The sequence below is a fragment of the Salipiger bermudensis genome, from assembly GCF_020171625.1.
In the GTDB taxonomy this organism is placed as follows: Bacteria; Pseudomonadota; Alphaproteobacteria; order Rhodobacterales; family Rhodobacteraceae; genus Salipiger; species Salipiger bermudensis_B.
Genome location: NZ_JAIUZY010000011.1, coordinates 49,009 through 73,939 on the forward strand (window position 1 = coordinate 49,009; position 24,931 = coordinate 73,939).

20 protein-coding genes are annotated in these 24,931 nt (G+C 65.6%); 10 read left to right on the forward strand and 10 right to left on the reverse strand.

Annotated features, from left to right (window positions below; genetic code table 11):
* Positions 1-7 precede the first annotated feature (7 nt).
* The 8 genes from LCM15_RS17040 to LCM15_RS17075 all read left to right on the forward strand — a co-directional run bounded on the left by LCM15_RS17040 (position 8) and on the right by LCM15_RS17075 (position 10,168).
* Positions 8-1,804 carry an IlvD/Edd family dehydratase gene (locus tag LCM15_RS17040; RefSeq protein WP_224858516.1) on the forward strand — a complete coding sequence of 599 codons (1,797 nt, stop codon included), beginning with the start codon at positions 8-10 and terminating at the stop codon, positions 1,802-1,804.
* Positions 1,805-2,229: 425 nt separating this feature from the next.
* Positions 2,230-3,825, forward strand: coding sequence for a glycerol-3-phosphate dehydrogenase (gene glpD / locus LCM15_RS17045; RefSeq protein WP_224858518.1), 1,596 nt, complete (start codon positions 2,230-2,232; stop codon positions 3,823-3,825).
* Between the two features lie 12 nt (positions 3,826-3,837).
* Positions 3,838-4,926, forward strand: a complete 1,089-nt coding sequence (locus tag LCM15_RS17050) for an ABC transporter ATP-binding protein (protein ID WP_224858520.1) — start codon at positions 3,838-3,840, stop codon at positions 4,924-4,926.
* A 12-nt stretch (positions 4,927-4,938) separates the two neighbouring features.
* Positions 4,939-6,015: an ABC transporter ATP-binding protein gene (locus LCM15_RS17055; RefSeq protein WP_224858522.1), complete on the forward strand. Its 1,077-nt coding sequence runs from the start codon at positions 4,939-4,941 to the stop codon at positions 6,013-6,015.
* Positions 6,016-6,151: 136 nt separating this feature from the next.
* Positions 6,152-7,021, forward strand: a complete 870-nt coding sequence (locus tag LCM15_RS17060; RefSeq protein WP_007802787.1) for a carbohydrate ABC transporter permease — start codon at positions 6,152-6,154, stop codon at positions 7,019-7,021.
* Position 7,022: 1 nt separating this feature from the next.
* Positions 7,023-7,886, forward strand: coding sequence for a carbohydrate ABC transporter permease (locus LCM15_RS17065; RefSeq protein WP_224858524.1), 864 nt, complete (start codon positions 7,023-7,025; stop codon positions 7,884-7,886).
* A gap of 198 nt (positions 7,887-8,084) precedes the next feature.
* On the forward strand, positions 8,085-8,360 hold the full coding sequence (locus tag LCM15_RS17070; RefSeq protein ID WP_007802785.1) for a DUF2160 domain-containing protein: 276 nt from the start codon (positions 8,085-8,087) through the stop codon (positions 8,358-8,360).
* A gap of 83 nt (positions 8,361-8,443) precedes the next feature.
* Positions 8,444-10,168: an ABC transporter substrate-binding protein gene (locus LCM15_RS17075; RefSeq protein ID WP_224858526.1), complete on the forward strand. Its 1,725-nt coding sequence runs from the start codon at positions 8,444-8,446 to the stop codon at positions 10,166-10,168.
* A gap of 402 nt (positions 10,169-10,570) precedes the next feature.
* Here the strand turns inward: LCM15_RS17075 and LCM15_RS17080 are convergent, their stop codons facing one another.
* The 8 genes from LCM15_RS17080 to dctP form a co-directional block, all read right to left on the reverse strand.
* Complete coding sequence (locus LCM15_RS17080; protein WP_224858528.1) at positions 10,571-11,926, reverse strand: cytochrome c; 1,356 nt, start codon at positions 11,924-11,926, stop codon at positions 10,571-10,573.
* A gap of 11 nt (positions 11,927-11,937) precedes the next feature.
* Entirely contained in the window at positions 11,938-13,707 is a 1,770-nt protein-coding gene (locus LCM15_RS17085; protein ID WP_224858530.1) for a GMC family oxidoreductase, read from the reverse strand.
* A gap of 2 nt (positions 13,708-13,709) precedes the next feature.
* On the reverse strand, positions 13,710-14,411 hold the full coding sequence (locus LCM15_RS17090; protein WP_224858532.1) for a gluconate 2-dehydrogenase subunit 3 family protein: 702 nt from the start codon (positions 14,409-14,411) through the stop codon (positions 13,710-13,712).
* Between the two features lie 822 nt (positions 14,412-15,233).
* Positions 15,234-16,733 carry a malonate--CoA ligase gene (locus LCM15_RS17095; protein ID WP_224858534.1) on the reverse strand — a complete coding sequence of 500 codons (1,500 nt, stop codon included), beginning with the start codon at positions 16,731-16,733 and terminating at the stop codon, positions 15,234-15,236.
* An 11-nt stretch (positions 16,734-16,744) separates the two neighbouring features.
* On the reverse strand, positions 16,745-17,992 hold the full coding sequence (locus tag LCM15_RS17100; protein WP_224858537.1) for a malonyl-CoA decarboxylase: 1,248 nt from the start codon (positions 17,990-17,992) through the stop codon (positions 16,745-16,747).
* Positions 17,989-19,305 (reverse strand): TRAP transporter large permease, encoded by a 1,317-nt coding sequence (locus tag LCM15_RS17105; protein ID WP_224858539.1) that lies wholly within the window; start codon positions 19,303-19,305, stop codon positions 17,989-17,991. The genes LCM15_RS17100 and LCM15_RS17105 overlap by 4 nt, the downstream gene beginning before the upstream one ends.
* A complete protein-coding gene (locus LCM15_RS17110) occupies positions 19,305-19,907 on the reverse strand; it encodes a TRAP transporter small permease (protein WP_224858541.1) in 603 nt (200 codons plus the stop codon). The genes LCM15_RS17105 and LCM15_RS17110 overlap by 1 nt, the downstream gene beginning before the upstream one ends.
* 128 nt (positions 19,908-20,035) lie before the next feature.
* Positions 20,036-21,022, reverse strand: a complete 987-nt coding sequence (gene dctP, locus LCM15_RS17115; RefSeq protein ID WP_224858543.1) for a TRAP transporter substrate-binding protein DctP — start codon at positions 21,020-21,022, stop codon at positions 20,036-20,038.
* Positions 21,023-21,159: 137 nt separating this feature from the next.
* On the opposite strand from dctP, the gene LCM15_RS17120 reads away from it, so the two are divergent.
* Complete coding sequence (locus LCM15_RS17120; RefSeq protein WP_224858545.1) at positions 21,160-21,816, forward strand: GntR family transcriptional regulator; 657 nt, start codon at positions 21,160-21,162, stop codon at positions 21,814-21,816.
* Positions 21,817-21,903: 87 nt separating this feature from the next.
* On the opposite strand, the gene LCM15_RS17125 is transcribed toward LCM15_RS17120, so the two are convergent.
* Entirely contained in the window at positions 21,904-23,157 is a 1,254-nt protein-coding gene (locus LCM15_RS17125; RefSeq protein WP_224858547.1) for a saccharopine dehydrogenase family protein, read from the reverse strand.
* 51 nt (positions 23,158-23,208) lie between these two features.
* Complete coding sequence (locus tag LCM15_RS17130) at positions 23,209-24,300, reverse strand: carboxynorspermidine decarboxylase (protein ID WP_224858549.1); 1,092 nt, start codon at positions 24,298-24,300, stop codon at positions 23,209-23,211.
* Positions 24,301-24,564: 264 nt separating this feature from the next.
* Here LCM15_RS17130 and LCM15_RS17135 point away from each other — a divergent pair, with 264 nt between their 5' ends.
* Positions 24,565-24,930 carry a YbaN family protein gene (locus LCM15_RS17135; protein WP_224858551.1) on the forward strand — a complete coding sequence of 122 codons (366 nt, stop codon included), beginning with the start codon at positions 24,565-24,567 and terminating at the stop codon, positions 24,928-24,930.
* The last annotated feature ends 1 nt before the right edge of the window (position 24,931 follow it).

Genomic DNA, 24,931 nt, shown 5'->3' on the forward strand with positions numbered 1-24,931 from the left:
GACCATCATGACCGACACAACACGCAAGACGCTGCGCTCGGAGAGCTGGTTCAACGATCTGGGCGATCCGGAAATGACCGCCCTCTATCTCGAGCGCTACCTCAACTACGGGCTGACCCTCGAAGAGCTTCGCTCGGGCAAGCCGATCATCGGCATCGCCCAGACCGGCTCGGACCTGTCGCCCTGCAACCGCCACCACGTCGAGCTGGCCAAGCGCACCCGCGACGGCATCCGCGCGCAGGGCGGCATCCCGCTCGAGATCCCGGTGCACCCGATCCAGGAGACCGGCAAGCGCCCGACCGCGATGCTGGACCGCAACCTCGCCTATCTCAGCCTCGTCGAGAGCCTGTTCGGCTACCCGATCGACGGCGTGGTGCTGACCATCGGCTGCGACAAGACCACCCCGGCGCTGCTGATGGCCGCGGCCACGGTGAACATCCCCGCCATCGCCTTCTCGGTCGGCCCGATGCTGAACGGCTGGCACAAGGGCGAGCGTGCGGGCTCGGGCGCGGTGATCTGGAAGGCGCGCGAGAAACACGCCGCCGGCGAGATCGACGGCGAGGGCTTCCTCACCATGGCCGCCGCCTCGGCGCCGTCGGTGGGCTACTGCAACACCATGGGCACGGCCTCGACGATGAACTCGCTGGCCGAGGTTCTGGGGATGCAGCTGCCGGGCTCGGCCTCGATCCCGGCGCCCTATCGCGAGCGCGGGCAGATGGCCTATTACACCGGCTGCCGCATCGTCGACATGGTGCACGAGGACCTGCGCCCGTCGCAGATCATGACCCGCGAGGCGTTCGAGAACGCCATCGTGGTCAACTCCGCCATCGGCGGCTCGACCAACGCACCGATCCACCTCGTCGCCATCGCCAAGCATCTCGGCATCGAGATCAGCAATGCCGACTGGGAAACCCATGGCTACAAGATCCCGCTCCTGGCCAACGTGCAGCCGGCCGGGGCCTATCTCTCCGAGGACTTCCACCTCGCCGGCGGCCTGCCGGCGGTGGTGGCCGAACTGCTGAGCGGCGGGCTGGTGCCGCATCCCGATGCGGTGACCGTGACCGGCGAAGCCTTCGGGCAACTCTATCGCGATGCGCCCTGCGAGAATGACGACGTCATCCGCCCGCTCGACCGCGCGCTGACGCCCGAGGCCGGCTTCCTCAACATGACGGGCAACCTGTTCGATACCGCGATCATGAAGACTTCGGTCATCACCGAGGAGTTCCGTGACCGCTACCTGACCAACCCGAAGGACCCGATGGCCTTCGAAGGCCCGGTCTTTGTGTTCGACGGCCCCGAGGACTTCCACAAGCGCATCGACGACCCGGCGCTCAACATCACCTCTGACAGCATCCTCGTGATGCGCGGCGCCGGGCCCAAGGGCTATCCCGGCGGCGCCGAGGTGGTGAACATGCGGCCGCCCTCCTACCTGATCAAGCAGGGCATCCGTGGCCTGCCCTGCATGGGTGACGGACGCCAGTCCGGCACCTCGGGCTCGGCCTCGATCCTCAACGCCTCGCCCGAGGCGGCGGATGGCGGCAACCTCGCCATCCTGCGCGATGGCGACCGCCTGCGCGTCGATCTCAACACCCGGCAGGTGCAGCTTCAGCTCTCGGAGGCCGAGATTGCCGAGCGCCGGGCCGCGCTCGAGGCCGAGGGCGGCTACAAGGTGCCCGAGAGCCAGTCGCCCTGGCAGGCGATCTTCCGCGACCGGGTGCGTCAGTTCTCGGAAGGCATGGTGCTCGACGGCGCCGATCAGTTCCGCGACATCGGCAACAAGATCATGCCGCGTCACAGCCACTGACCGCCTCCGCCCTTTTGAACCGCTTGTTGCGCCCCGACCCACCGTCGGGGCGCAACTGCGTTTGGGGCTCTGCATCGCGTCAAACGCGCCCGGTTTCCGGTCGCCCGATCGCTTTCCGGCTCTTCGATGCGGTTTCGCGGCGTGGGCGCGGCAATTCCACACCCGAAATTTTCGCTTTTGTTCGCTTCTTCGGACAAGCGCGTGGAAAGGCGGCATCGCCTGACGTAAACGCGCCGCCCAAACCTCCCAAACCGAGAGCCAAGGGTGTTCAAATGTTGACGTTAGGTCGACTGCAGAGAACGCTGCCCCCTAATTCCGATACAAATGAACGACTTATGAGAAACCGAACATAAGCGAAGATTTTCGCTTGCGGGCGCGCCCACAATCAAGCAGGTTATCGCTCACGCCAAGGTGAGGAGGAGCTTGTGCGGGACAGCCACGACATCGACGTGGTCGATCTGTTCGTGATCGGCGGCGGCATCAACGGATGCGGCATTTCGCGCGACGCGGCGGGCCGCGGCCTGTCGGTTCGGCTGGCCGAGATGAACGACCTCGCCTCGGCAACCTCCTCGGCCTCGACCAAGCTGTTCCACGGCGGGCTGCGCTATCTCGAGTATTTCGAGTTTCGGCTGGTGCGCGAAGCGCTGATCGAGCGCGAGGTGCTGCTGCGCGCCATGCCCCATATCAGCTGGCCGATGCGTTTCGTGCTGCCCTACCACAAGGACATGCGCTTCGAGAGCGACACCCCGACCTCGAAGCTTCTGACCACCGTCATGCCGTGGATGAAGGGGCGCCGCCCGGCCTGGCTGATCCGGCTGGGGCTGTTCATGTACGACCATCTGGGCGGGCGAAAGATCCTGCCGGGCACTGCGACTCTGTCGCTCAAGGGGACCCCCGAGGGCGCTCCGCTGGTCGACCGGCTCGAGACCGCCTACGAATATTCCGACTGCTGGATCGAGGATTCGCGCCTCGTTGTGCTCAATGCCCGCGATGCCGAGGCCCGCGGCGCCGAGATCCTGACCCGGACCAAGGCGCTCTCGGCGGCGCGCGAGGGCAATCTCTGGCGGATCGACACGCAGGATGCCGAGACCGGCGAGATGCGGACCCACCGGGCGCGGATGCTGGTCAATGCCGGTGGGCCGTGGGTCGGCGATATCATCCGCAGCAAGGTCCGGCTCAACACCCGCGAGGGCATCCGGCTGGTGCGCGGCTCGCATATCGTGACGCGCCGCCTCTACGATCACGACAAGTGCTACTTCTTTCAGGGCACCGACGGGCGGATCATCTTCGCCATCCCCTACGAGACCGACTACACGCTGATCGGCACCACGGACGCGGCGCACGACGACCCCTCGGAGCGCCCGGTCTGCACCCCGGAAGAGCGCGCCTACCTGCTCGATTTCGTCAACCAGTATTTCAAGCGCTCGATCGGCGAGGACGATATCGTCTGGACCTATTCCGGCGTGCGCCCGCTCTATGACGACGGCGCGAGCAGCGCCACGGCGGCCACCCGCGACTACACGCTCAAGGTCGAGGCCGAGGGCGGCGCGCCGCTGCTCAACGTCTTCGGCGGCAAGATCACCACCTATCGCAGGCTTGCCGAAAGCGCGCTCGAGAAGATCGGCGCGCACCTGACCGTGGCCAAGGGACCGTGGACCGCCGGTGTGCCGCTGCCGGGCGGGGATTTCCCGGTCGACGGGGTCGACCGGCTGGTCACCGATCTCGCGAGCGCCCACCCCTATCTCACGCCATTCCACGCCCGCCGGCTGGTGCGCGCCTACGGCACCGAGGCGGCAGAGATGCTGAAGGGGGCCAAGACGCTGGCGGATCTGGGCGAGGATTTCGGCGCCACGCTGACCGCGACCGAGGTCACGTGGCTGATGAACAAGGAATACGCGCGCACCGCCGAGGACGTGGTGTGGCGTCGCAACAAGCTGGGCCTGCGCCTGTCCGAGGACGAGGTGGCGCGGCTCGACCGCTGGATGGACGCGCAACGGCGCGCCGTCGCGGCGGCGGAATAGGGAGGACGACCGGTGACGCTGGAACTCAAGGGCGTGTCGAAGGTGGTGGAGGGGCAGACCCATATCCACCCCACTGACCTGACGCTGGAAAAGGGCACGATGAACGTGCTGCTCGGGCCGACCACGGCGGGAAAGACCTCGCTGATGCGGCTGATGGCCGGGCTCGACGTGCCCAATAGCGGCCAGATCCTGTGGCAGGGCGAGGACGTGACCGGCCAGCGCGTGCAGGACCGCAAGGTGGCGATGGTCTACCAGCAGTTCATCAACTACCCGTCGATGAGCGTCTACGACAACATCGCCTCGCCGATAAAGCTGATGGGGGTCTCCGCCAAGGAGATCGACACCCGGGTGCGCGAGACCGCCGAGATGATGAAGCTCACCCCGATGCTCGACCGTAAGCCGCTCGAGCTTTCGGGCGGCCAGCAGCAGCGCTGCGCTCTGGCCCGCGCGCTGGTCAAGAACGCCGGTCTGGTGCTGCTCGACGAGCCGCTGGCCAACCTCGACTACAAGCTGCGCGAGGAGCTGCGGCAGGAGATCCCGAAGATCTTCGAGGCCTCGGGCTCGATCTTCGTCTACGCCACCACCGAGCCGGAGGAGGCGCTGCTGCTCGGCGGCAATGTCGCCACGCTCTGGGAAGGCCGCATCACCCAGTTCGGCCCCACCCCGCGGGTCTATCGCCAGCCGGTCGACGCCACCACCGCGCGGGTGTTCTCGGATCCGCCGATGAACTTCCTCGCCGTCTCCAAGACCGGTGACCGGCTGATGTTCGGCGACGGCCAGAGCACGCCGGCGCTCGGCAAGCTCGCCGAGCTGCCCGACGGGCGCTACACCGCCGGCTTCCGGCCCAATCATCTCGAGATCATGAGCGGCGGCACGCAGGCGATGAAGTTCACCGCCAAGCTACAGGTGACCGAGCTCACCGGCTCCGAGACCTTCGTGCACCTCGATCATCACGGCGAGCGCTGGGTGGGCCTGATCCACGGCGTGCACGACCTGACGCTGGGCGCCGATCTCGACGTCTGGCTCGACGCGCGGCACGTCTACATCTTCGGCGAGGACGGCGCGCTGGTCGCCCCCGCCGCCTACGCGCTGGCCGCCTGAGGGGAGACGACCATGGCAAAGATCACGCTCGACAACCTCGCCCACAGCTACAAGCCCAACCCGTCGACCGAGGACGACTACGCGCTGAAGGAGCTGAACCACGACTGGGTCGATGGCGAGGCCTACGCGCTGCTCGGCTCTTCGGGCTGCGGCAAGTCCACCCTGCTCAACATCATCTCGGGGCTGCTGACGCCCTCGCAGGGGCGCATCCTGTTCGACGGCAAGGATGTCACCCGCGCCCCCACCGCCGAGCGCAACATCGCACAGGTGTTCCAGTTCCCGGTGGTTTACGACACCATGACGGTGCACGACAATCTCGCCTTCCCGCTGCGCAACCGCGGCCGAGACGAGGCGTATGTGGCCGAGCGCGTCAACGAGATCGCCAAGATGATCGGCATGGAGCACATGCTCAAGCGCAAGGCGCGCGGTCTCGGCGCCGACGAGAAGCAGAAGATCAGCCTCGGGCGCGGCATGGTGCGCAAGGACGTCAACGCGCTGCTCTTCGACGAGCCGCTGACGGTGATCGACCCGCACATGAAGTGGGAGCTACGCACCCAGCTCAAGCGGCTGCACCACGAGTTCGGCCACACGATGATCTACGTCACCCACGACCAGACCGAGGCGCTGACCTTCGCCGACAAGGTGGTGGTGATGTATGACGGCCGCGTGGTGCAGATCGGCACGCCGGAAGAGCTGTTCGAGCGCCCCGAGCACACCTTCGTGGGCTATTTCATCGGCTCGCCGGGGATGAACGTGATCCCCGCCCGGGTCGAGGGCGCGACCGCCCATGTGGGCGGCGCCGAGATCGCTCTGGGGCAGGGTTACGGCCCGCTCTCGGGCAAGGTCGAGATCGGCATCCGCCCGGAATTCGCCCGCCTGTCGCAGAGCGAGGGCCTGCCGGTCAAGGTGCGCCGGGTAGAGGATGTGGGCCGGCACAAGATCATCCGCGCGGACATGTTCGGGCAGGACATCAACATCATCGCCGGCGAGGACGAGCGCATCAGCCCCGACATGAACCGGGTGACCTTCGATCCGTCGCAGGTCAACGTGTATGCAGACGACTGGCGCGTGAAGGGGGCGGCCGCATGATGCAACGTCTCCCATTCCACGTCATCCTCGGGCTTGCCCCGAGGATCTCCATTTCAACGCGCACGCTTTCGGCCCGAGATCCTCGGGTCGGGCCCGAGGATGACCGCGCGACCCGCCACACCGGGGGACCCAACCGATGAACAAGACCGTCAATCAGAAAGCCTGGTTCCTCGTGCTGCCGGTGCTGATCCTCGTGGCCTTCTCGGCGGTGATACCGCTGATGACCGTGGTCAACTACTCGGTGCAGGACACCTTCGGCAACAACCAGTTCTTCTGGGCCGGGCTTGAGTGGTTCGAGGAGATGCTGCACGACGACCGCATGTGGAACGCTCTGAAACGGCAGTTGCTGTTCTCGGGCATCATCCTCGCCATCGAGATTCCGCTGGGCATCTTCGTGGCGCTCAACATGCCGAAATCCGGCTTCTGGTCGAGCTTCTGCCTCGTGCTGATGTCGCTGCCGCTGCTGATCCCGTGGAACGTGGTCGGCACGATCTGGCAGATCTTCGGTCGCGTGGATATCGGCCTGCTGGGCTACGTCCTCGACAAGCTCGGGATCGATTACAACTACACGCAGGACACGCTCGACGCGTGGATCACCATCATCGTGATGGATGTCTGGCACTGGACCTCGCTGGTGGCTCTGCTCGCCTTCGCCGGACTCAAATCGATCCCCGACGCCTATTACCAGGCCGCCAAGATCGATCAGGCCAGCCGCTGGAAGGTGTTCCGCTACATCGAGCTGCCCAAGATGATGGGCGTGCTGATGATCGCCATCCTGCTGCGCTTCATGGACAGCTTCATGATCTACACCGAGCCCTTCGTGGTCACCGGGGGCGGCCCCGGCAACGCCACCACGCTGCTCTCCATCGATCTGGTGAAGATGGCGCTGGGGCAGTTCGACCTCGGCCCGGCGGCGGCGTTCTCGCTGATGTATTTCCTGGTGATCCTGCTGATCAGCTGGGTGTTCTACACCGTGATGGTCAATCTCGACAAGAAAGGCATGTGACATGACCGACAGCGCCATTCCCGAGAACCTCACCGCCGGCGGCACCACCAGCCGCAATCGCGTCCGCGTCAACGCAAGCGCGCTGGTGATGGGGGCCTACCTGCTCTTCCTGCTGCTGCCGATCTACTGGCTGCTCAACATGAGCCTCAAGACCAATGCCGAGATCCTCAACGATTTCACCCTGTTCCCGCGCGACCTGACGCTGGCCAACTACCGCACGATCCTCACCGATCCGAGCTGGTATCTGGGCTATGTCAACTCGCTGATCTACGTGGTGATGAACACGGTGATCTCGCTTCTTGTGGCGCTGCCGGCAGCCTATGCCTTTTCGCGCTACAGCTTCATGGGCGACAAGCACCTGTTCTTCTGGCTGCTGACCAACCGCATGGCGCCGCCGGCGGTCTTCGCGCTGCCGTTCTTCCAGCTTTATTCGTCGGTGGGGCTCTTCGACACCCACATCGCGGTGGCGCTGGCGCATTGCCTGTTCAACGTGCCGCTCGCGGTGTGGATCCTCGAGGGCTTCATGCGCGGCGTGCCCAAGGAGATCGACGAGACCGCCTATATCGACGGCTACTCGTTCGGGAAGTTCTTCGTGAAGATCTTTATGCCCCTGATCGCCTCCGGCATCGGCGTGGCGGCGTTCTTCTGCTTCATGTTCTCGTGGGTCGAGCTGCTGCTGTCGCGCACGCTGACCACCGTCGACGCCAAGCCCATCGCCGCGATCATGACCCGGACGCAGGGCGCCTCGGGCATCGACTGGGGCGTGCTGGCGGCGGCGGGCATCCTGACCATCGTGCCAGGCGCGCTGGTGATCTACTTCGTGCGCAACTACATCGCCAAGGGCTTCGCCCTGGGGAGGGTGTGATGACGGCCGCCAAGAAGGCGCGCATGCGCCAGGCCCGACCTCGGGAGGGCGTCATCGCCAGCCCGGCGGTCGCACTCCAAAGCACCGGCGTCACCCACGCATACATCGACCCAACAAAGGCCCTCCCGGGGGGGAGGTCGGGCCTGGCGCATGCGCGCCGGTTGTACCCGTTGGCCAGCCTTCGAAAGGAGACCTGACATGGACTGGATGGCATGGACCTGGCCGACCGCGATCTTTTTCATGGTGATCGCCTCGCTGCTGATCGTGTTCACGATCCTCGCGATCAAGTTTCCCGAGACGCCGCGCGTCGGCGTGCTGCGGATCGAGACCACGCGCGGCGACCGGCTTTTCATCACGCTTCTGGGCAGCGCCTTCATCAACCTCGCCTGGCTGGGGCTCGTCGGAGCCGACACCCAGCCCTGGGCGCTGGCGGTCTGCCTGGCCTATGCCGCAGCGGTGTTCCGCTGGGTCTAGGCCGCACGAGACGGCCGGGGCAGACGGCAGGAGACCGCCCGCCCCGGAACAAGACGTGACAAGTTCAAACTAGGGAGGACCACATGAACTTGACCCTGAAATCCACCACCGCGCTGGCGCTCGCGCTCAGCCTCACCGGAGGGGGCGCCTTTGCGGGGATGGACGAAGCCCGCGCCTTCCTCGATGCCGAAATCGGCGACATGTCGGTGCTGACCCGCGAAGAGCAGGAAGCCGAGATGCAGTGGTACATCGATGCCGCCAAGCAGTTCGAGGGCATGGACATCAAGGTGGTCTCCGAGACCATCACCACGCATGAATACGAAAGCCAGGTTCTGGCCAAGGCGTTCAGCGAGATCACCGGCATCAACCTCACCCACGACCTGATCGGCGAAGGCGACGTGGTCGAGAAGCTGCAGACGCAGATGCAGTCGGGCGAGAACATCTATGACGCCTATGTCAACGACAGCGACCTGATCGGCACCCACTGGCGCTACCAGCAGGCCCGCAGCCTGACCGACTGGATGGCCAACGAGGGCGCCGACGTGACCTCGCCGACGCTGGATCTCGACGATTACATCGGCACCCAGTTCACCACCGCCCCCGATGGCGAGCTGTACCAGCTGCCCGATCAGCAGTTCGCGAACCTCTACTGGTTCCGCTACGACTGGTTCAACGACGAGAAGAACCAGGCCGACTTCAAGGAGGCCTATGGCTACGATCTCGGCGTGCCGGTGAACTGGTCGGCCTACGAGGACATCGCCGAGTTCTTCACCGGCCGCGACCTGTCGCACATGGGCGTCGAGGACGAGATCTATGGCAACATGGATTACGGCAAGAAGGACCCCTCGCTCGGCTGGCGCTACACCGATGCGTGGCTGTCGATGGCCGGGGCCGGATCGAAGGGCGAGCCGAACGGCCTGCCGGTCGACGAATGGGGCATCCGCGTCAACGAGAACTCGCAGCCCGTGGGCTCCTGCGTTGCCCGTGGCGGCGCCACCAATGGCCCGGCCGCGGTCTATGCCATCACCAAGGCGATCGAGTGGCTCGAGAAATACACCCCGCCGGCAGCCGCGGGCATGACCTTCTCCGAGGCCGGCCCGGTTCCAGCGCAGGGCAACATCGCGCAGCAGATGTTCTGGTACACCGCCTTCACCGCCGACATGGTCGGTGACGGGGCCGACGCGGTGCTGAACGAGGACGGCACGCCCAAGTGGCGCATGGCCCCCTCCCCGCATGGCGTCTACTGGGAAGAAGGCACCAAGATCGGCTACCAGGACGTGGGCTCGTGGACGCTGATGAAGTCGACCCCGGTGGATCGCGCCAAAGCGGCCTGGCTCTATGCCCAGTTCGTCACCTCCAAGACCGTGGACGTGAAGAAGGCCCATGTCGGCCTGACCTTCATCCGCGAGTCGACGATCCAGCACGAGAGCTTCACCGAGCGCGCGCCGATGCTTGGTGGCCTGGTCGAGTTCTACCGCTCGCCCGCGCGCACCGCGTGGTCGCCGACCGGCACCAACGTGCCGGACTACCCCAAGCTCGCGCAGCTGTGGTGGCAGAACATCGGCGATGCCATGTCGGGCGCCAAGACCCCGCAGGAAGCGCTCGATGCGCTCTGCGCGGATCAGGAGCGCGTGATGGAGCGCCTCGAGCGCGCCGGCATCCAGGGCGATATCGGCCCGGTGCTCAACGAGGAGCAGGATCCGGAGTACTGGCTCAGCCAGGAAGGCTCGCCCAAGGCGAAGCTCGAGAACGAGGACGAAGAGCCGAAGACCATCTCCTATGACGAGCTGCTGAAGTCCTGGCAGTAAGGCAGAGATAGGCCGGCGCATTCGTGCGCCGGTCGCCTAATAAGGATTGGGCCGCGCCTTCGGGTGCGGTCCTTTTCTTTTGGGGGAGGGTTGTGCACCGGCAGCGGCGCCCACCTCAGCGCAAGCCGCGTCCTCGCAGGCGCGCGGGTTGGTGAGGCGATCCAATGGCCTTCGCGATGTATCGCAGCGAAATCCAACGGACCTGTCGTTTCTGCGCAGAGACAACCAACCGCCGGTCCGGGTTCACGCCACGCCTCCGGTAGGAGAATGCCGCGGCCTTCGGCTTAGAGCCTGCCAAGGCATCGGCCCGGAAGCGTTGCACGCTTGAGGGCCCGAGAGGTCAAAGCAAAAAGGACCGCAGCGTCTCCGCCACGGCCCTGTCTTTTCGTTCGGCAGGCAGGCTCAATGCGCCTCGCCGGCCTCGCGCACCTTCGCGACGTCCGCAGGCGAAACCGCAGGCGCGTCGTTGCCCCACGCGCCGCGCAGCCACGTGACAAGCTCGGCCACTTCGTCGTCGGACAGACGCTCGCCGTAGCCCTGCATCCGCAGGCTCATGGGGCGCTTCGCGGTCGAGGGCACCTCGACGCCGTTCAGGATCACCGAGATCAGCGGCATGGTTTCCGATCCCACCACCATCGAGTTGCCCTGAAGCTCGGGGAACATCTCGGGCGCGCCCTTGCCGGTGGCGAAGTGACAGCCGATGCAGTTGTCCATGTAAAGACGCGCACCAAGCGGCATGTCAGGATCGGCCGAGGCCAGCATCTCGGCCGTGGCCGAGCCGGTCTCGTCGGCCTCCGCCGCCTCGAGCGAGGTGGGGCCGGCGGCCGCGAAGCTCTCCGGCAGGTCCACCGCATCGCCGTCGACCCCCTTGAGGAAGGCGGCCATGGCGAGGACGTCCTCGTCGGTCAGCTTCTGCAGCGAGTGCTCGACCACGAGACCCATCTCGCCGTTGGCGGTGGAGTGGGCGTTGCGACCGGTGGCGAGGTAGGCCGCCACCTCACCGACCGACCATTTGGCAAGGTCGGAGCCCTCGCCGCGCAGCGCCGGGGCGTTCCAGCCGTCGATCACGCCGCCCGCGAGGAAGTTTTCCTCGTCGGCGGTGACGCCGTCCTGCGACATGAACTTGCTGCGCGGGCTGTGACAGGCCGCGCAGTGGCCCGGACCCTCGACGAGGTACTGACCGCGCTGCTGAAGCTCGGGCACGTCCGCCGGGGTGAAGCCCGGACCGTGGGTCAGCGCCAGCCAGTTCCACGCCCGGATGCCGAAGCGGAGGTTGAACGGGAAGCTGAGCTCGGTCTCCTGCACCTCGTTCGAGACCGGCTCGACCTCGGTCATCAGGTAGTCGTAGAGGGCACGGATGTCCTCTTCGCTCATCAGGCGGTAGTTCTCGTAGGGCATCGCCGGATATAGATGGGTGCCGTCGGGCTCGAGTCCGTCGACCATCGCGGCGCGGAAATCCGCATAGGACCACTCGCCGATCCCGGTTTCGGGATCGGGGGTGATGTTGGTCGACCAGATCGTGCCCATGGGGCTGGCGATGGCCCGGCCCCCGGCGAGGCGCTCGCCGTCATCCGAGGTGTGGCAGGCCACGCAGTCCGCGGCGTCCAGGACGTATTCGCCCTGCCCCTCTGCGGGCTCCCAGTCGGCGGCAAGCGCCTGCGCCGGCTCGGTGCGCTGCACCGGCACGAAGATGAAGGCCAGAAGCGCGACCACGCCGATGATGACGAGGCCCGCAAGGATACGGAGAAAGGTTTTCATCTACGTGCTCCTCAGACCAGCGGACGCGGGTTGGACAGGTACTGGGTGCGGATGGCATTCACCGTGTGATAGGCCAGACCGCCGACGAGGCCGGTCGGGTTGTACTGGGTGTTCTGCACGAAGTTGCCCGCGCCCATGGCGAAGACGTTGTGCGCCTTCCAGCTCTGGCAGTAGCGGTTGACCGCGCCCTCGCGTGCGTTCTCGGACATGATGTGGCCGCCGGTGTTGTGCGTCGTCTGGTAGGGGCGAACGTCGTATTCCGCGCCCGGCCCCTTGAAGCCCGCGCGCATCGAATCCGGGTTCATCGAGGCCGCCAGCGGCTCCATCTTCGACTTCATGAACTGGTTCATCCGCAGGTCGTTGTCCTGCCAGTTGAACGTCATCCGCATCAGCGGCCGGCCATGCCGGTCGGTGTATGTCGGATCGAGGTCGAGGTGGTTGTTGGCATAGGCCATGTGCGAGCCGTGCGAGCCGATCGACATGGCGTGACCGTAGGTCTCGCCGATCGCCTGCTTCCAGCCAGCGCCCCACGCCGGCGTGCCCGCCGGCAGCGGCATGTTGCGGATCGGCTGACCGTTGAACGTGCCCGACCGCCAGTACGACCCGCCGATGAAGCCCTCGGCGCCGAAATCGTTCTGCGAGATCGAGAAATCGTCGATGCAGATGCCGTTGGCGCCGTGGCCGACGAAGGGGTTGAACTCTTCGTCCTTGAAGAACATCGAGATGCCGCCGTTCATCTGGTAGGCATAGTTCTTGCCCAGCGTGCCCTCGCCGGTCAGCGGGTCATAAACCTCGCCCAGACCCGAAAGCAGCATCAGGTGCACGTTGTTGAGCTGGTAGCTCGACAGGATGACGATGTCGGCCGGCTGGAAGACCTCTTCCTGCGCCGCCTCGTCCCAGTAGGTGACGCCGGTCGCGGTCTGGCCGTCCTCGGCCAGCTCCACGCGCAGCACCTCGGACTGGGTGCGGTACTCGAAATTCGGGTAGCGCTTGAGCGCGCCGAGGATCGTGGTCTGCGGCGAGGATTTGGAATACTGGTAGCAGCCGAACCGCTCGCAGAAGCCGCAGAAATTGCAGGGCCCCATCTGCATCCCGTAGGGGTTCACATAGGAGGTCGAGGCGATCCCCGCCGAGGCCGGGAACGGGTGGTAGCCCATCGCGGCAGCCGCGTCGCGGAACTTGGAGCTGTCATAGGTGGTGGGCATCGGCGGCATCGGGAAGTCTTCCGAGCGCCAGCCCTCGAACGGGTTGCCGCCTTCGCGGATCTCGCCGTTGAGATTGCCGGCGTAGCCGGAGATGCCCGCGACCTTCTCGAACTGGGTGAAGAACGGCTCGAGCTCGTCATAGCTCACCGGGTAGTCGCCAAGGTTCATGCCCTCGGGGATGATGTCGGCGCCGAAGGTTTCCTCGACATAGGAGCGCAGCCGGAGTTCAACCTCCTGCGGACGCCAGTTGAGGCCGTTCCAGTGCGTGCCAGCCCCGCCGACGCCGTTGCCCGGCAGGAAGGAGCCGAGCTGGCGATAGGGCAGCGCCGTCTCGCCGCCGTTGCGGCGCACGGTCACGGTCTGCTGCGACGGCTTCTGCATCATCTTCAGACGCACGCCGTATTTCAGCTCATCGATCTGCTGCGGGTATTCGAAGTTCGGGACGGTGTTCTGGTCGTGGCCGCGCTCCAGCGCAACGATGTCGAGCCCTTCCTGCGCCAGCTCGATGCCGGCAATCGAGCCGGTCCAGCCGAGGCCGACAATGACCACGTCCTTTTTCTTTTCCTGACGTGCCATGGTTATGCCCTTTCGCCGCTGATCGAGACCGGACCGAGCGGGTATTTTTCGTTGTGCCGCTCCGGCCATGCGCGATAGGCCGCGCGGGCGCCCGGGAAGCCGATATAGACCCAGGACTGCATCTCGTGGTTGCCGCCGTATTGCGGGTCCGCGAAGTAGCCTTCCTTGGTGTTGGCCAGCAGGATCGAGAAGAAGTCGCGGATCTCGGGATCGAGCGCGACATCGCCGTCCTGCAGCGCGGTCAGCGCCGCATCCTGCGTCTCGGCCTCGAGCTCGGCGAAGGCCGCGCCGTGGGTCTGCTCGCACCATGCGTTGAAGACCGGGATCGCCTTTCGGTAGATTTCGGCCGGGTTAAGCGGGGTCTGCCAGCCGCGGGCAGGCTCGGCGTCGGGAACGTGCGGGCCTTCCATGTACCAGTCGTCAGCGCTGCCGTAATCGCCGGCAAGCTGGAGGTCGATGAAGACGGGCACGCGGGTCTCGATGGCGCCGGGGCCATCGCCTTCGGAGGGGATCAGCCGCGCGGTCGCGGCCATCACGAAGGCCCACTCGTCCGCGTTCAGATAGGCGCGGTCGTAATCTTCGAGGGGAACGGGGGGCGTGGTCTCCTGCGCTTTCGCTTGGGCGGCCAGACCGGAGAGTGCGACACCTGCCGCGGACGCTTTGAGGAAGTTGCGTCGGCTCGGGTATCCGGGAAGATCGGTCATGTAGAATGTCCTGCCGGTATGGGTGGAACGTATGTGCGCTAACTATGCACCAATTCCGACCTATGCCGCGGCAGGATGCCGCGCAAGCGGTCCGATGGGTTTGCGGGGTCCGGGCACTCGACGCTTCCGAGTGCCGTAGTATACCGTGAGAACGAACGAAAAGATGCCTTGCTGCCTTATTATAAAGGTCCGAGCGGTCGCATCTTTCTGACCGTTCGGTCGCAAAATGCGACCGAGTGAATCAATAATGCACACTGACTGTGCGCTGATGTGGAGCGCGCCCTGCCCGAAGTGGGCAGTCGGGCGACCGGAGCGGATCTGGCCCTGCCGTAGAACAGCGCGACCCGGGACTCTCTGCACGGAGAGTCAAACCTATCGCGCCCGGCGACTCTCGGACCGCCCGCAGTGAACGGCGCTCAATCAGGAAACGTGTGGCCGAAGCGCCAGTTCCTCGGCCACGCCAGACCATCGACGGCCTGACGCATGGTCAGCCTGAAGCGATTTCAAGCAATCCGGAAGCGTTTGAAATGGTGGAAAACTCTCTGCGTGGCGCGGTCACGCCGCCCCCGCCGTAACAGCCCGACTTGCGCCATGCACCGGACGCAGAGCGGGTCTGCATCCTCATGCATTGAAAGACCCGCCGCGATCCTCCAAATGAACCCCAACGAACATTTACGAATGTTCATCAAGTTTCCTGAGGCTCTCTCCTCCTCCCTGAGCCTGGGAATCAGCGGCGACCCTCTCTCCTCCTCCCTGGGGGTCGCCGCGCCTCCCCCTCCTCCCCTGTCCCCACACGGAAGAAGCGGAAGACGCGACGTCTCGTCAGCTGTAGCTTTCGCGCAGCTGGTTCTTTTGTACCTTGCCCATGGTGTTGCGCGGCAGGGCGTCGATCATCTCGTAGCGCTGCGGGTGCTTGAACCGCGCCAGAGCGCCCTTCACGCTTTCCGCAACAGCGTCGAGATCGGGGGTCGCGCCGGGTTCGGCCACGACCAGCGCCAGCGGCGTCTCTCCGAAATCCGCGTGCGGCACGCCGATCACGGCGGATTCGAGCACACCGGGTTGGTCGTCGATGACCATCTCGATTTCCTTGGGATAGATGTTGTAACCGCCCGAGATGATCAGGTCCTTGTTGCGCCCGACGATCTGCACGTAGCCGTCCTTATCCAGCTGGCCGAGATCGCCGGTGATGAAGAACCCGTCCGAGCGCAGCTCCTCGGCAGTTTTCTCGGGCATCTTCCAGTACCCCTTGAAGACGTTCGGGCCGCGCACCTCGATTTGGCCGACCTCGCCCTGCGCCACCTCGTCTCCGGTCTCGGGATCGGTGATCTTGAGCTCCACCCCGGGCAGCGGGAAGCCAACGGTGCCGGCGCGGCGCTCGCCATCATAGGGGTTCGACGTGTTCATGTTGGTTTCGGTCATGCCGTAGCGCTCGAGGATGCGGTGCCCGGTGCGGGCCTCGAACTTCTCGTGCGTGTCCGACAACAGCGGCGCCGAGCCAGACACGAAGAGCCGCATGTGCTGCGCCAGATCGCGGGTGAAGCGCGGATCGTCGAGCAGGCGGGTGTAGAAGGTCGGCACGCCCATCATCGAGGTGGCCTTCGGCATCCACTCGATCAACTGGTCGATGTCGAGCTTGGGCAGGAAGACCATCGCGCCCCCTGCCAGCAGCATGATGTTCGATGCCACGAAAAGCCCGTGCGTGTGGAAGATCGGCAGCGCGTGCAGCAGAACGTCGTCCTTGGTGAAGCGCCAGTGCTCGGCCAGCGTTTCGGCGTTCGACAGCAGGTTGTTCTGCGTCAGCATGGCGCCCTTGGAGCGCCCGGTGGTGCCCGAGGTGTAGAGGAACGCGGCAAGATCCTCGCCGTCGCGCGCGACGGTCTCGAAGCTGTCGGACTTGCCGGCGGCGGCGTCGCTCAGGCTGCCGGTCCCATCGGCGTCGAGCGTCAGAAGCTGCGCGCCGAGCCCTTCGGCGACCGGGCGCAGCCCGGCTTCGCGCTTGGGGCCGCAGACCACCAGCGCCGCGCCGCTGTTCTCGATGAAATAGGTCAGCTCCTCGACGGTGTAGCCGGTGTTGAGCGGCAGGAAGACGACCCCGGCCTGAACGCAGGCGGCATAGAGTGCCAGCGCCTCGGGCGACTTGTCGACCTGCGCCGCCAGCCGGTCGCCCGGCGCGACGCCGAGATCGGCGATGACATGGGCGAAGCGCGCCGCCATCGCGAGGAAATCCGCATGGCTCAGCACGCGGCCGTCGGCGAGCATCAGGAACGGGGTGGACTGTCCGGCATGGGCTCCGAAGAGGCGGTCATACAGCGGGTTCGGCATGGATCTTGCTCCTATCCGAAGGATTTTTCTGCGCTTGCCGCCTGCGACCGGATCTCGGACGAGGCCGCGATCTGGTAGTCGGCTGCAAAGTGTTCGTGGTTCTGCGACACGCGGGCCAGATCGTAAAGGTAGTTCACCATCACGCCGCCCGACTGGGCCATGCCCTTGTCGGAGGTGTCGGCCCGTGCGTGGACCTTGTGGACCAGCGCGCCGTTGCCGAGGTGGAAGCGGGCGACCGGGTCCTGCGGCGCGCCGTTGGGGCGCCGCGCCTTGGTCAGGTAGTAGGCGGCCAGCTGCGTCATCCGCCCGTCATCGGTGACGTCATGGGCATGGCCTTCGGCCTCGAGCCAGCGGGCGAAGCCCGGGATCGGCGAGAGGGTCACGAAGGTACTCAGCTGCGGCAGCTCGAGCGCGAGATCGGCGGCCACCTGCTTGATCAGCGAATTGCCGAACGAGATGCTGGCCAGCCCCGACTGGCAGTTCGAGATCGAGTAGAACACCGCGGTGTCGGCCTCCTGCGGGGCGATCTTGTCGCGCTCCTCGGCCAGCAGGGTCTGGATCGAACCGGGCACGCCCTTGGTCAGCGCGACCTCGACGAAGATCAGCGGCTCGTCGGGCATCGCCGGGTGGAAAAAGGCAAAGCAGCGCCGATCCTCGGGCTCGAGCCTGCGGCGCAGGTCGTCCCAGCTGTCGATGGCGTGAACCGCCTCGTAGGCAATGATCTTCTCGAGGATCTGCGCCGGGCTGTCCCAGTTCATCGGTCGCAGCACGAGGAAACCCCGGTTGAACCAACTGGCGAACAGGTGGCGGAAATCGAGATCGAGCGCCTGCAGCGAGTCGTCTCCTCGGCTTAGCCGCAGCAGGTCGGCGCGCATGTGCACCAGCGCCTGCGTCGCCCCCGGCACCTGGTTGAGGCGACGGATCAGCTCCTGCCGGGGCGGCTCGGCCGCCTCCATGAAGGCACGGTAGCTCGACTTGCTCTGGCCCTGCTCATAGGCGTCGAGCGCGCTGCGCACGGCCTCGGCGTCGATGGTCATGTCCTGCGCGAGGTGACGGAAGAAGGCGAGCTTGGCCTCGTCGTCCATGCCCGCGTAGCGCCCGAGGATGCTGCGCGCCACGGTCTGGCCCGAGACCTCGCCCGAGGCGCCGATCAGGTCGGCGGTCAGCGCCTCGAGCGGGCGGTTGTCGGGCTTCGAGCTGCCGCCGATGCGGTAGCGGCGCTCGAACACGGTGGAGAGAAGATCGGCGAGAATGGTCATAGGGCAACCCCCATCACGAGATCGGGCAGCCAGGTGGCCAGCCCGGGGAACAGGCACAGCAGCACGATCGCCACCACCATGCAAGCCACGAAGGGCAGCGAGCCCACGAGGATGGTGCGCAGCGAGATATCGGGCGCGATGCCGTTGATGACGTAGAGGTTCAGACCAACCGGCGGCGAGATCAGCCCGATCTCCATGTTGATGGTCAGCACCACGGCAAACCAGATCGGATCGAACCCGGCGGTGGTGATGATCGGCAGCAGGATCGGCGCCGCCATCAGGATCACCGCCACCGGCGGCAGGAAGAAGCCGGCGATGATGAGGAAGACGTTGATCGTGCCCATCAGCACCCAGCGGTTCACGTCGAGCGTGCCGATCCACTCCGCGATGGCCTGCGTGATGAAGAGCGACGACAGCATGTAGGAGAACACCCCCGCGGCGGCGATGATGAACAGGATCATCACCGACTCCTTTGTGCTGTCGCGCAGGATCACCCAGATCGCCCGCGGGTCCCACAGCTTGTAGATCACCACCGCGATCACCAGGCAGAGCAGCGCGCCGACGGCGGCGGTCTCGGAGGGCGTCGCGATGCCGCCATACATGGCATAGAGCACGCCGATGATGATCGCCACGAAGGGCAGCACGCGGGGCAGGATCTCCATCCGCTCGCGCCAGCTGTAGCTCCCCGCCGACAGCACCGAGGCCTGCCCCGAGCGCCAGGTCGACCACAGCGACCAGAGCATGAACAGTCCCACCAGCATCAGCCCCGGCACCACGCCGGCCAGGAACAGCCGGCCGATCGAGGTTTCGGTGGCGATGCCGTAGACGATCATCGTCACCGAGGGCGGAATGAGGATGCCGAGCGTGCCGCCTGCGGCGATCGAGCCCGCGGCCACGCCATCGGGATAGCCGCGCTTGCGCATCTCGGGGATGCCCATCTTGCCGATGGCGGCACAGGTCGCGGGGCTCGAGCCCGACATCGCGGCAAAAAGCGCGCAGGCGCCGAGGTTCGACACCACCAGCCCGCCGGGAATGCGGGTGAGCCAGCGCTCGAGCGCTTCATACAGGTCAGCGCCGGCGCGGGTCGAGGCGATGGCCGCGCCCATGATGATGAACATCGGGATCGACAGCAGTGCGAAATTGTCGAGCTTGCCGAAGAAGATCTCCGGGATCAGCGACAGCGAGGACATGCCGTCGAAGACGATCAGGAAACCGGCCGAGACCACCAGAAGCCCGGCAGCGACGGAGATCCCCGAGAACAGCACGGCGATGGTCAGGACGGCGACGAGCGCGCCAAGGGTGAGCGGATCCATCAATCGGCCCTTTCGCTGGCCGCGTCGGCGGCATGTGTTTCGGTGAGGGTGGCGTCTTCGCTCAGCCCGAACGGCGTTTCGATCCCCCTCAGCATGGCGTAGAAATCGGCGGCCACCTGCAGGGTGTAGAGGCCAAAGCCCACCGGCAGCGCGAGATAGGGCACCCAGAGCTTGGGGTTCCACGGCGAGTTCGAGGTCTCGCCCCAGTCCCAGGCCTCGTGCCAGAACTCGTAGCCGTACCAGAGCATTCCGCCCGAGACCGCGAGCGTGGCGAGCATCACCACGACGGCGAGCCCGCGGCGCAGCCCGAGCGGCAGCATCAGCGGCAGCAGGTCGACGTTCACGTGGCCGCGCAGATACTGCACGTATGGCAGGCCCAGCATGGTGGCGGCGATGACGATGTACGTCACGCCCTCGGTCTGCCAGACGGTGGAGCCGTTGAGCACGAAGCGGACAAAGATCATCTGGCAGGTGATCACCACCGCCGCGACGATCATCAGGGCGGCCACGATGCCGCAGATGCGGCTGAGCAACCCGATCAGGCGCAGCACGGGGTTGCCGCCGTGCCGGGCCGAGGGAATGGCGTGTAGGGAACCGGACATGTCGGGGCTTTCTTGTCAGGCGTCAGGAAAAGCGCGACCGGGGCGCGGCCCTCGGGCTCGGGCGCGCGGCGCTGTCGCTCTCTCGGTCAGGGGGTGGGCGGGCCGCGCGTGGCCCGCCCGGGGTCAGCTCACTCGACGCTCAGCGCGAGATCGAGAAGCCGCTGGCCGTCCGGCGAGCCTTCGAGGAAGGCCTTGTAGGCGGTCTCCTTCGAGATCTCCTGCCAAGCCTTGAACTCCTCCTCGGTCATCTCGGCAATCTCGACGCCGTTCTCGGCAAAGACGTCGCGGGCGTTGGTGTCCTGCGCCTTGGCCTCTTCGAGATAGTAGGCTTCGGCCTTGGCCGAGGCGTCGAGCAGCGCCTGCTGCTGCTCTTCGGTGAGCCCCTCGAAGGTCGACTTGTTGATCAGCATCGGCTGGTACATGAACCACAGCGCATATTCGCCCGCCGGGGTGTAGCAGGCGACCTGCTCGTAGATCCGGTACGACACGAAGGACGAGGACGAGGTGTTCGCCGCATCCAGAACGCCGGTCTGCATGGCGTTGTAGATCTCGGCCGAGGACATCGACGCGATCGAGGCCCCGGCACCGGCCAGCATCTGCTCGAAGGCCTTGCCCGCGGCACGGGTCTGCTTGCCCTGCACGTCCTCGGGCGCGGTGATGCACTCCTCGGTGCCGGCAAAGCCGCCGGCGAGGTAGCCGTGCACCAGCGTCATCACGTCGTCCTCGTTCAGGATCGCCTCGATCTCTTCCATGAACTCGGAATCGTTGAGCCGCGCGGCGTGGTCGTGGTTCTTCACCAGCCCCGGCATCAGGGTGAGGTTGTAGGGGTTGCGCAGCCCGCCCGCGTAGGCCAGCGGGAAGACGATCATGTCGACCTGCCCGCGCGACAGCGGCTTGTACTGCTCGCGCGCCTTGAACAGCGATTGCGTCGGGAAAATCTTGATGTCGAGATCGACATCGGCGGCGGCGACCTCGTCGGCCACCATCTGCGCCACCTTGTGGCGCAGGTCGCTCTCGGAAAACTGGTGCGACAGGCGCAGCTCGGCGGCATGCATGGCGGACGTGCCAAGCAGAACGGTCGCGGCGGCGGCCGCGAGGGTCTTGGTGAACTTCATGGTTTCTCCTCCCAGAGTTGACCGGATTATGCCCCCGGTCGCCGACCAACCTTGCAATGATTGTTTTTCCAGTCAAGGTTTTCGTATACAAGAATTCCAATCTTGTCGGTCAGATCCGGGATGAGTAAGGTATTTCAATGGAAAGAAAGCGTTCGGACATCATCGCTGACGAGCTCGAGAGCCTGATCCTCGACGGCTCCTTCTCCGATGGCGCGCGGCTTGACGAATCCCAGCTGGCCGAGCGCTTCAAGGTTTCGCGCACGCCGCTGCGCGAAGCGTTCCAGCGGCTGGCGCTGTCGGGGCTGGCCGAGCAGATCCCGCGCCGGGGCGTCTTCGTGCGCCAACCCGGCCCGGTGGAACTGATCGAGATGTTCGAGGTGATGGCGGCACTCGAGGCGCTCTGCGGCGAGCTGGCCGCCGCTCGCATCACCGACGCGGCACTGGACGAGTTGCGCGCCGCCAACACGCGCTGCCAGCAGGCGGTCGAGGCGCGCGACACCGATGCATATTACCGCGAGAACGAGTGTTTTCACGGCATCCTCTACCGCCAGTCCGGCAATGGCTTTCTCGAGCAGGAAAGCCGCCGCCTGCACCGCCGGCTTCAGCCGTTCCGCCGGCTGCAACTGCGGGTGCGCGGGCGGCTGGCGCAATCGATGGCCGAGCACGAGGCCATCGTCGATGCGCTCGAGGCGGGCGACGCCAAGGGCGCGGCGGCGGCGCTCAAGAGCCATGTCGCGGTGCAGGGCGAGAAGTTCCACCACCTGATCGCCAGCCTGCGGCAGGCGGCGGAGTAAAGCGCACGAGCGTACGCAAAAAGGCCGCCCCTTTTCGGGACGGCCTTTCCTTGTATCGACGCGCCTGTATCAGAGCGCGGGGCGCACTCAGCCGTTGAGCTCGGTCCAGGCCATGTCTTCTCCGCCAAGGCCGCCCTTCTGAACGCGGGTCGGCAGGCCGATGCGGTCGAGGATGGTAAAGAACGGCTTCGAATCCATTTCCTCCACGTTCTTCATCGCCTTGGCGTCCCACTCGCCGGTGGCGATCAGCATCGCGGCGGCGACCGGCGGCACGCCGGCGGTGTAGGAAATCCCCTGCGAGCCGACCTCTTCGTAGGCTTCCTTGTGATCGGCGACGTTGTAGACGAAATACTCGACCGCTTCGCCATCCTTCACGCCGGTCACCAGATCCCCGATGCAGGTCTTGCCGGTATACTCCGGCGCCAGCGAGGCGGGATCGGGCAGGCAGGCCTTCACGACCTTCAGCGGCACCACTTCGCCCCCATCGGCCAGCGTCACCGGCTGCTCGGAGAGCAGGCCGATGTTCTTCAGCACGGTGAAGACGTTGATGTAATGATCGCCGAAGCCCATCCAGAAGCGCACGTCGGCATCCGGGTAGTTGGTCGCGAGGCTGTGCACCTCGTCATGGCCCGACTGGTAGGCCTTGGACGGCCCCACCACCGGCAGATCCCACTCGCGCCCGGAAGCGAACATGGTGGTCTCTTTCCACTGCTTGTCTTCCCAGTAGTAGACCACGCCGGTGAATTCGCGGAAGTTGATCTCGGGGTCGAAGTTGGTGGCGAAGTACTTGCCGTGCGAGCCGGCATTGATGTCGACGATGTCGATGCTCTTGACCTCGTCCATCTGGTCGATGGCGAAGCGGGCATAGGCGTTGACCACGCCCGGATCGAACCCAGCGCCGAGGATCGCGGTCACGCCCCTCTCGGCACACGCATCGCGGCGCTTCCATTCGTAGTTTGCGTACCACGGCGGGGTTTCGCAGATCTTGTCGGGCTCTTCGTGGATCGCGGTGTCGATATAGGCGGCGCCGGTCTCGATGCAGGCGTCGAGCACGTGCATGTTGACGAAGGCGGTGCCCACGTTGATGACGATCTCGGCCCCGGTCTTGCGGATCAGCTCCGCCACCTCGGCGGATTGGGTCGCGTCGACCGCATGCGCCTCGAAGGCACCGTCGACCTTCATCGCGCCCTTGGCCTGCACGCTCTCGATGATCGCGTCGCATTTGGCCTTGGTCCGGCTGGCGATATGCAGGTCCCCCAGCACGTCGTTGTTCTGGGCGCATTTGTGCGCCACCACCTGGGCGACGCCGCCGGCGCCGATGATGAGAACGGTCTTCTTCAAGACTTTACCCTCCTTGCACGTTAAGTGGGTGCGCCGCGAGGCGCGGTCATGTCACGACAGGGCCGCCGCGAAATCCTCGTATCCGAAGCTGCGCACCAGCCGTTCGGTGCCGTCGAGCTCACGGATGGCAATCGACGGCATCTGCACGCCGTTGAACCAGTTCTTCTTGACCATCGTGTAACCGGCGGCATCCTGAATGCTGAGCCGGTCACCGGCCTGCAGCGCCTTGGGGAAGCGGAACTCGCCGAAGATATCGCCGGCGAGGCAGGACTTGCCGCAGATCATCCAGTCCTGATCGCCGCTTTCCTGCATCTTGGCGCTCTCGCGGTAGATCAGCAGATCCAGCATGTGCGCCTCGATCGAGCTGTCGACGATGGCGAGGTTCTTGCCGTTGTAGAGCGTGTCGAGCACCGTCACCTCGAGCGTGGTCGATTTGGTGATCGCCGCCTCTCCCGGCTCGAGATAGACCTGCACCTCGTTCTCGCCAGCAAAGCGCTTGAGGCGTTCGGCGAGTTTGTCGAGCGGGTAGTCCGCGCCGGTGAAGTGGATGCCGCCCCCGAGCGAGATCCAGTTCATCCGCCGGATGAGCGCGCCGAAGCGGGCCTCGATCTGGCCCAGCATCTCGTCGAAGCGCTCGAAGCTCGCATTCTCGCAATTGTTGTGGAACATGAAGCCCGAGATCAGCTCGGCCACCGGCTCGATATCCTCGGGCGCATGTTCGCCAAGCCGCGAGAACGGCCGCGCCGGATCGGCAAGGTCGAAGCCCGAGGTCGAAACGCCGGGGTTCACCCGCAGTCCGCGCGTATGATCGCGGCTCTTCTCCTCGAAGCGCTGCAGCTGCTGCGCGGTGTTGAAGATCACCTTGTCCGAGGAGGCCAGCACCTCGTCGATCTCGTCCGGCGCCCAGGCCACGGAATAGGCGTGGGTCTCGCCGGGGAACTTCTCGCGCCCGAGCTTGACCTCGAACAGCGAGGACGAGGTGGTGCCGTCCATGTATTCCGACATCATGTCAAAGACCGACCACGTGGCGAAGCATTTCAGCGCCAGAAGCGCCTTGGCACCCGACTGCTCGCGCAGATGGGCGATCTTCTCCAGGTTCGGCAGAAGGCGGGACTTGTCGATGAGGTAGTAAGGCGTCTGCATGCGCGTCAGGACCTTGGTTACGAGGGAGGCGTGATGCATCGGGCGGGGCTGTGTGGGGGCCACATAGTCCGACGGACCCCACGTCGCAAGCGCAGAGCCTATATTGCGGCGCTTTTTCCGGCCTTCGCGGCTTCGGAGGCGGGACTTAAACCGGGTCCGGGAACGGATCGCCGGGCGGCGGGTTTTGCCATGTTGCGCACGGGTCGCATGGCGCTCACCCGCCGCCCGACCTAGACTGCCCCCATCGCAAAGGCCGGAGACCGTATGCGCTTTGTCTGGATCACGCTTGGAACGCTGGCGCTCGGGCTCGGGCTGCTCGGCGTGGTGCTGCCGGTGCTGCCGACCACGCCCTTCGTGCTGCTGGCGGCATTCTCCTATGCGCGCGGCTCGGAGCGGATGCACCGGATGCTGGTGGAAAGCCGGATGTTCGGCCCGATGATCGCCGACTGGCAGGCCGAGGGCGCGATCTCGCGCCGCGCCAAGATCACCGCGGCGAGCATGATGCTGCTGGTCTTCGTCGTCAGCCTGTGGATGCGCCTGCCCTGGCAGGCGCTGCTGTTCCAGGGCCTCGCCATGGGCGGGGCCGCCACCTACGTGCTGACCCGACCCTTGCCGGTGCGCGATCGCTAAA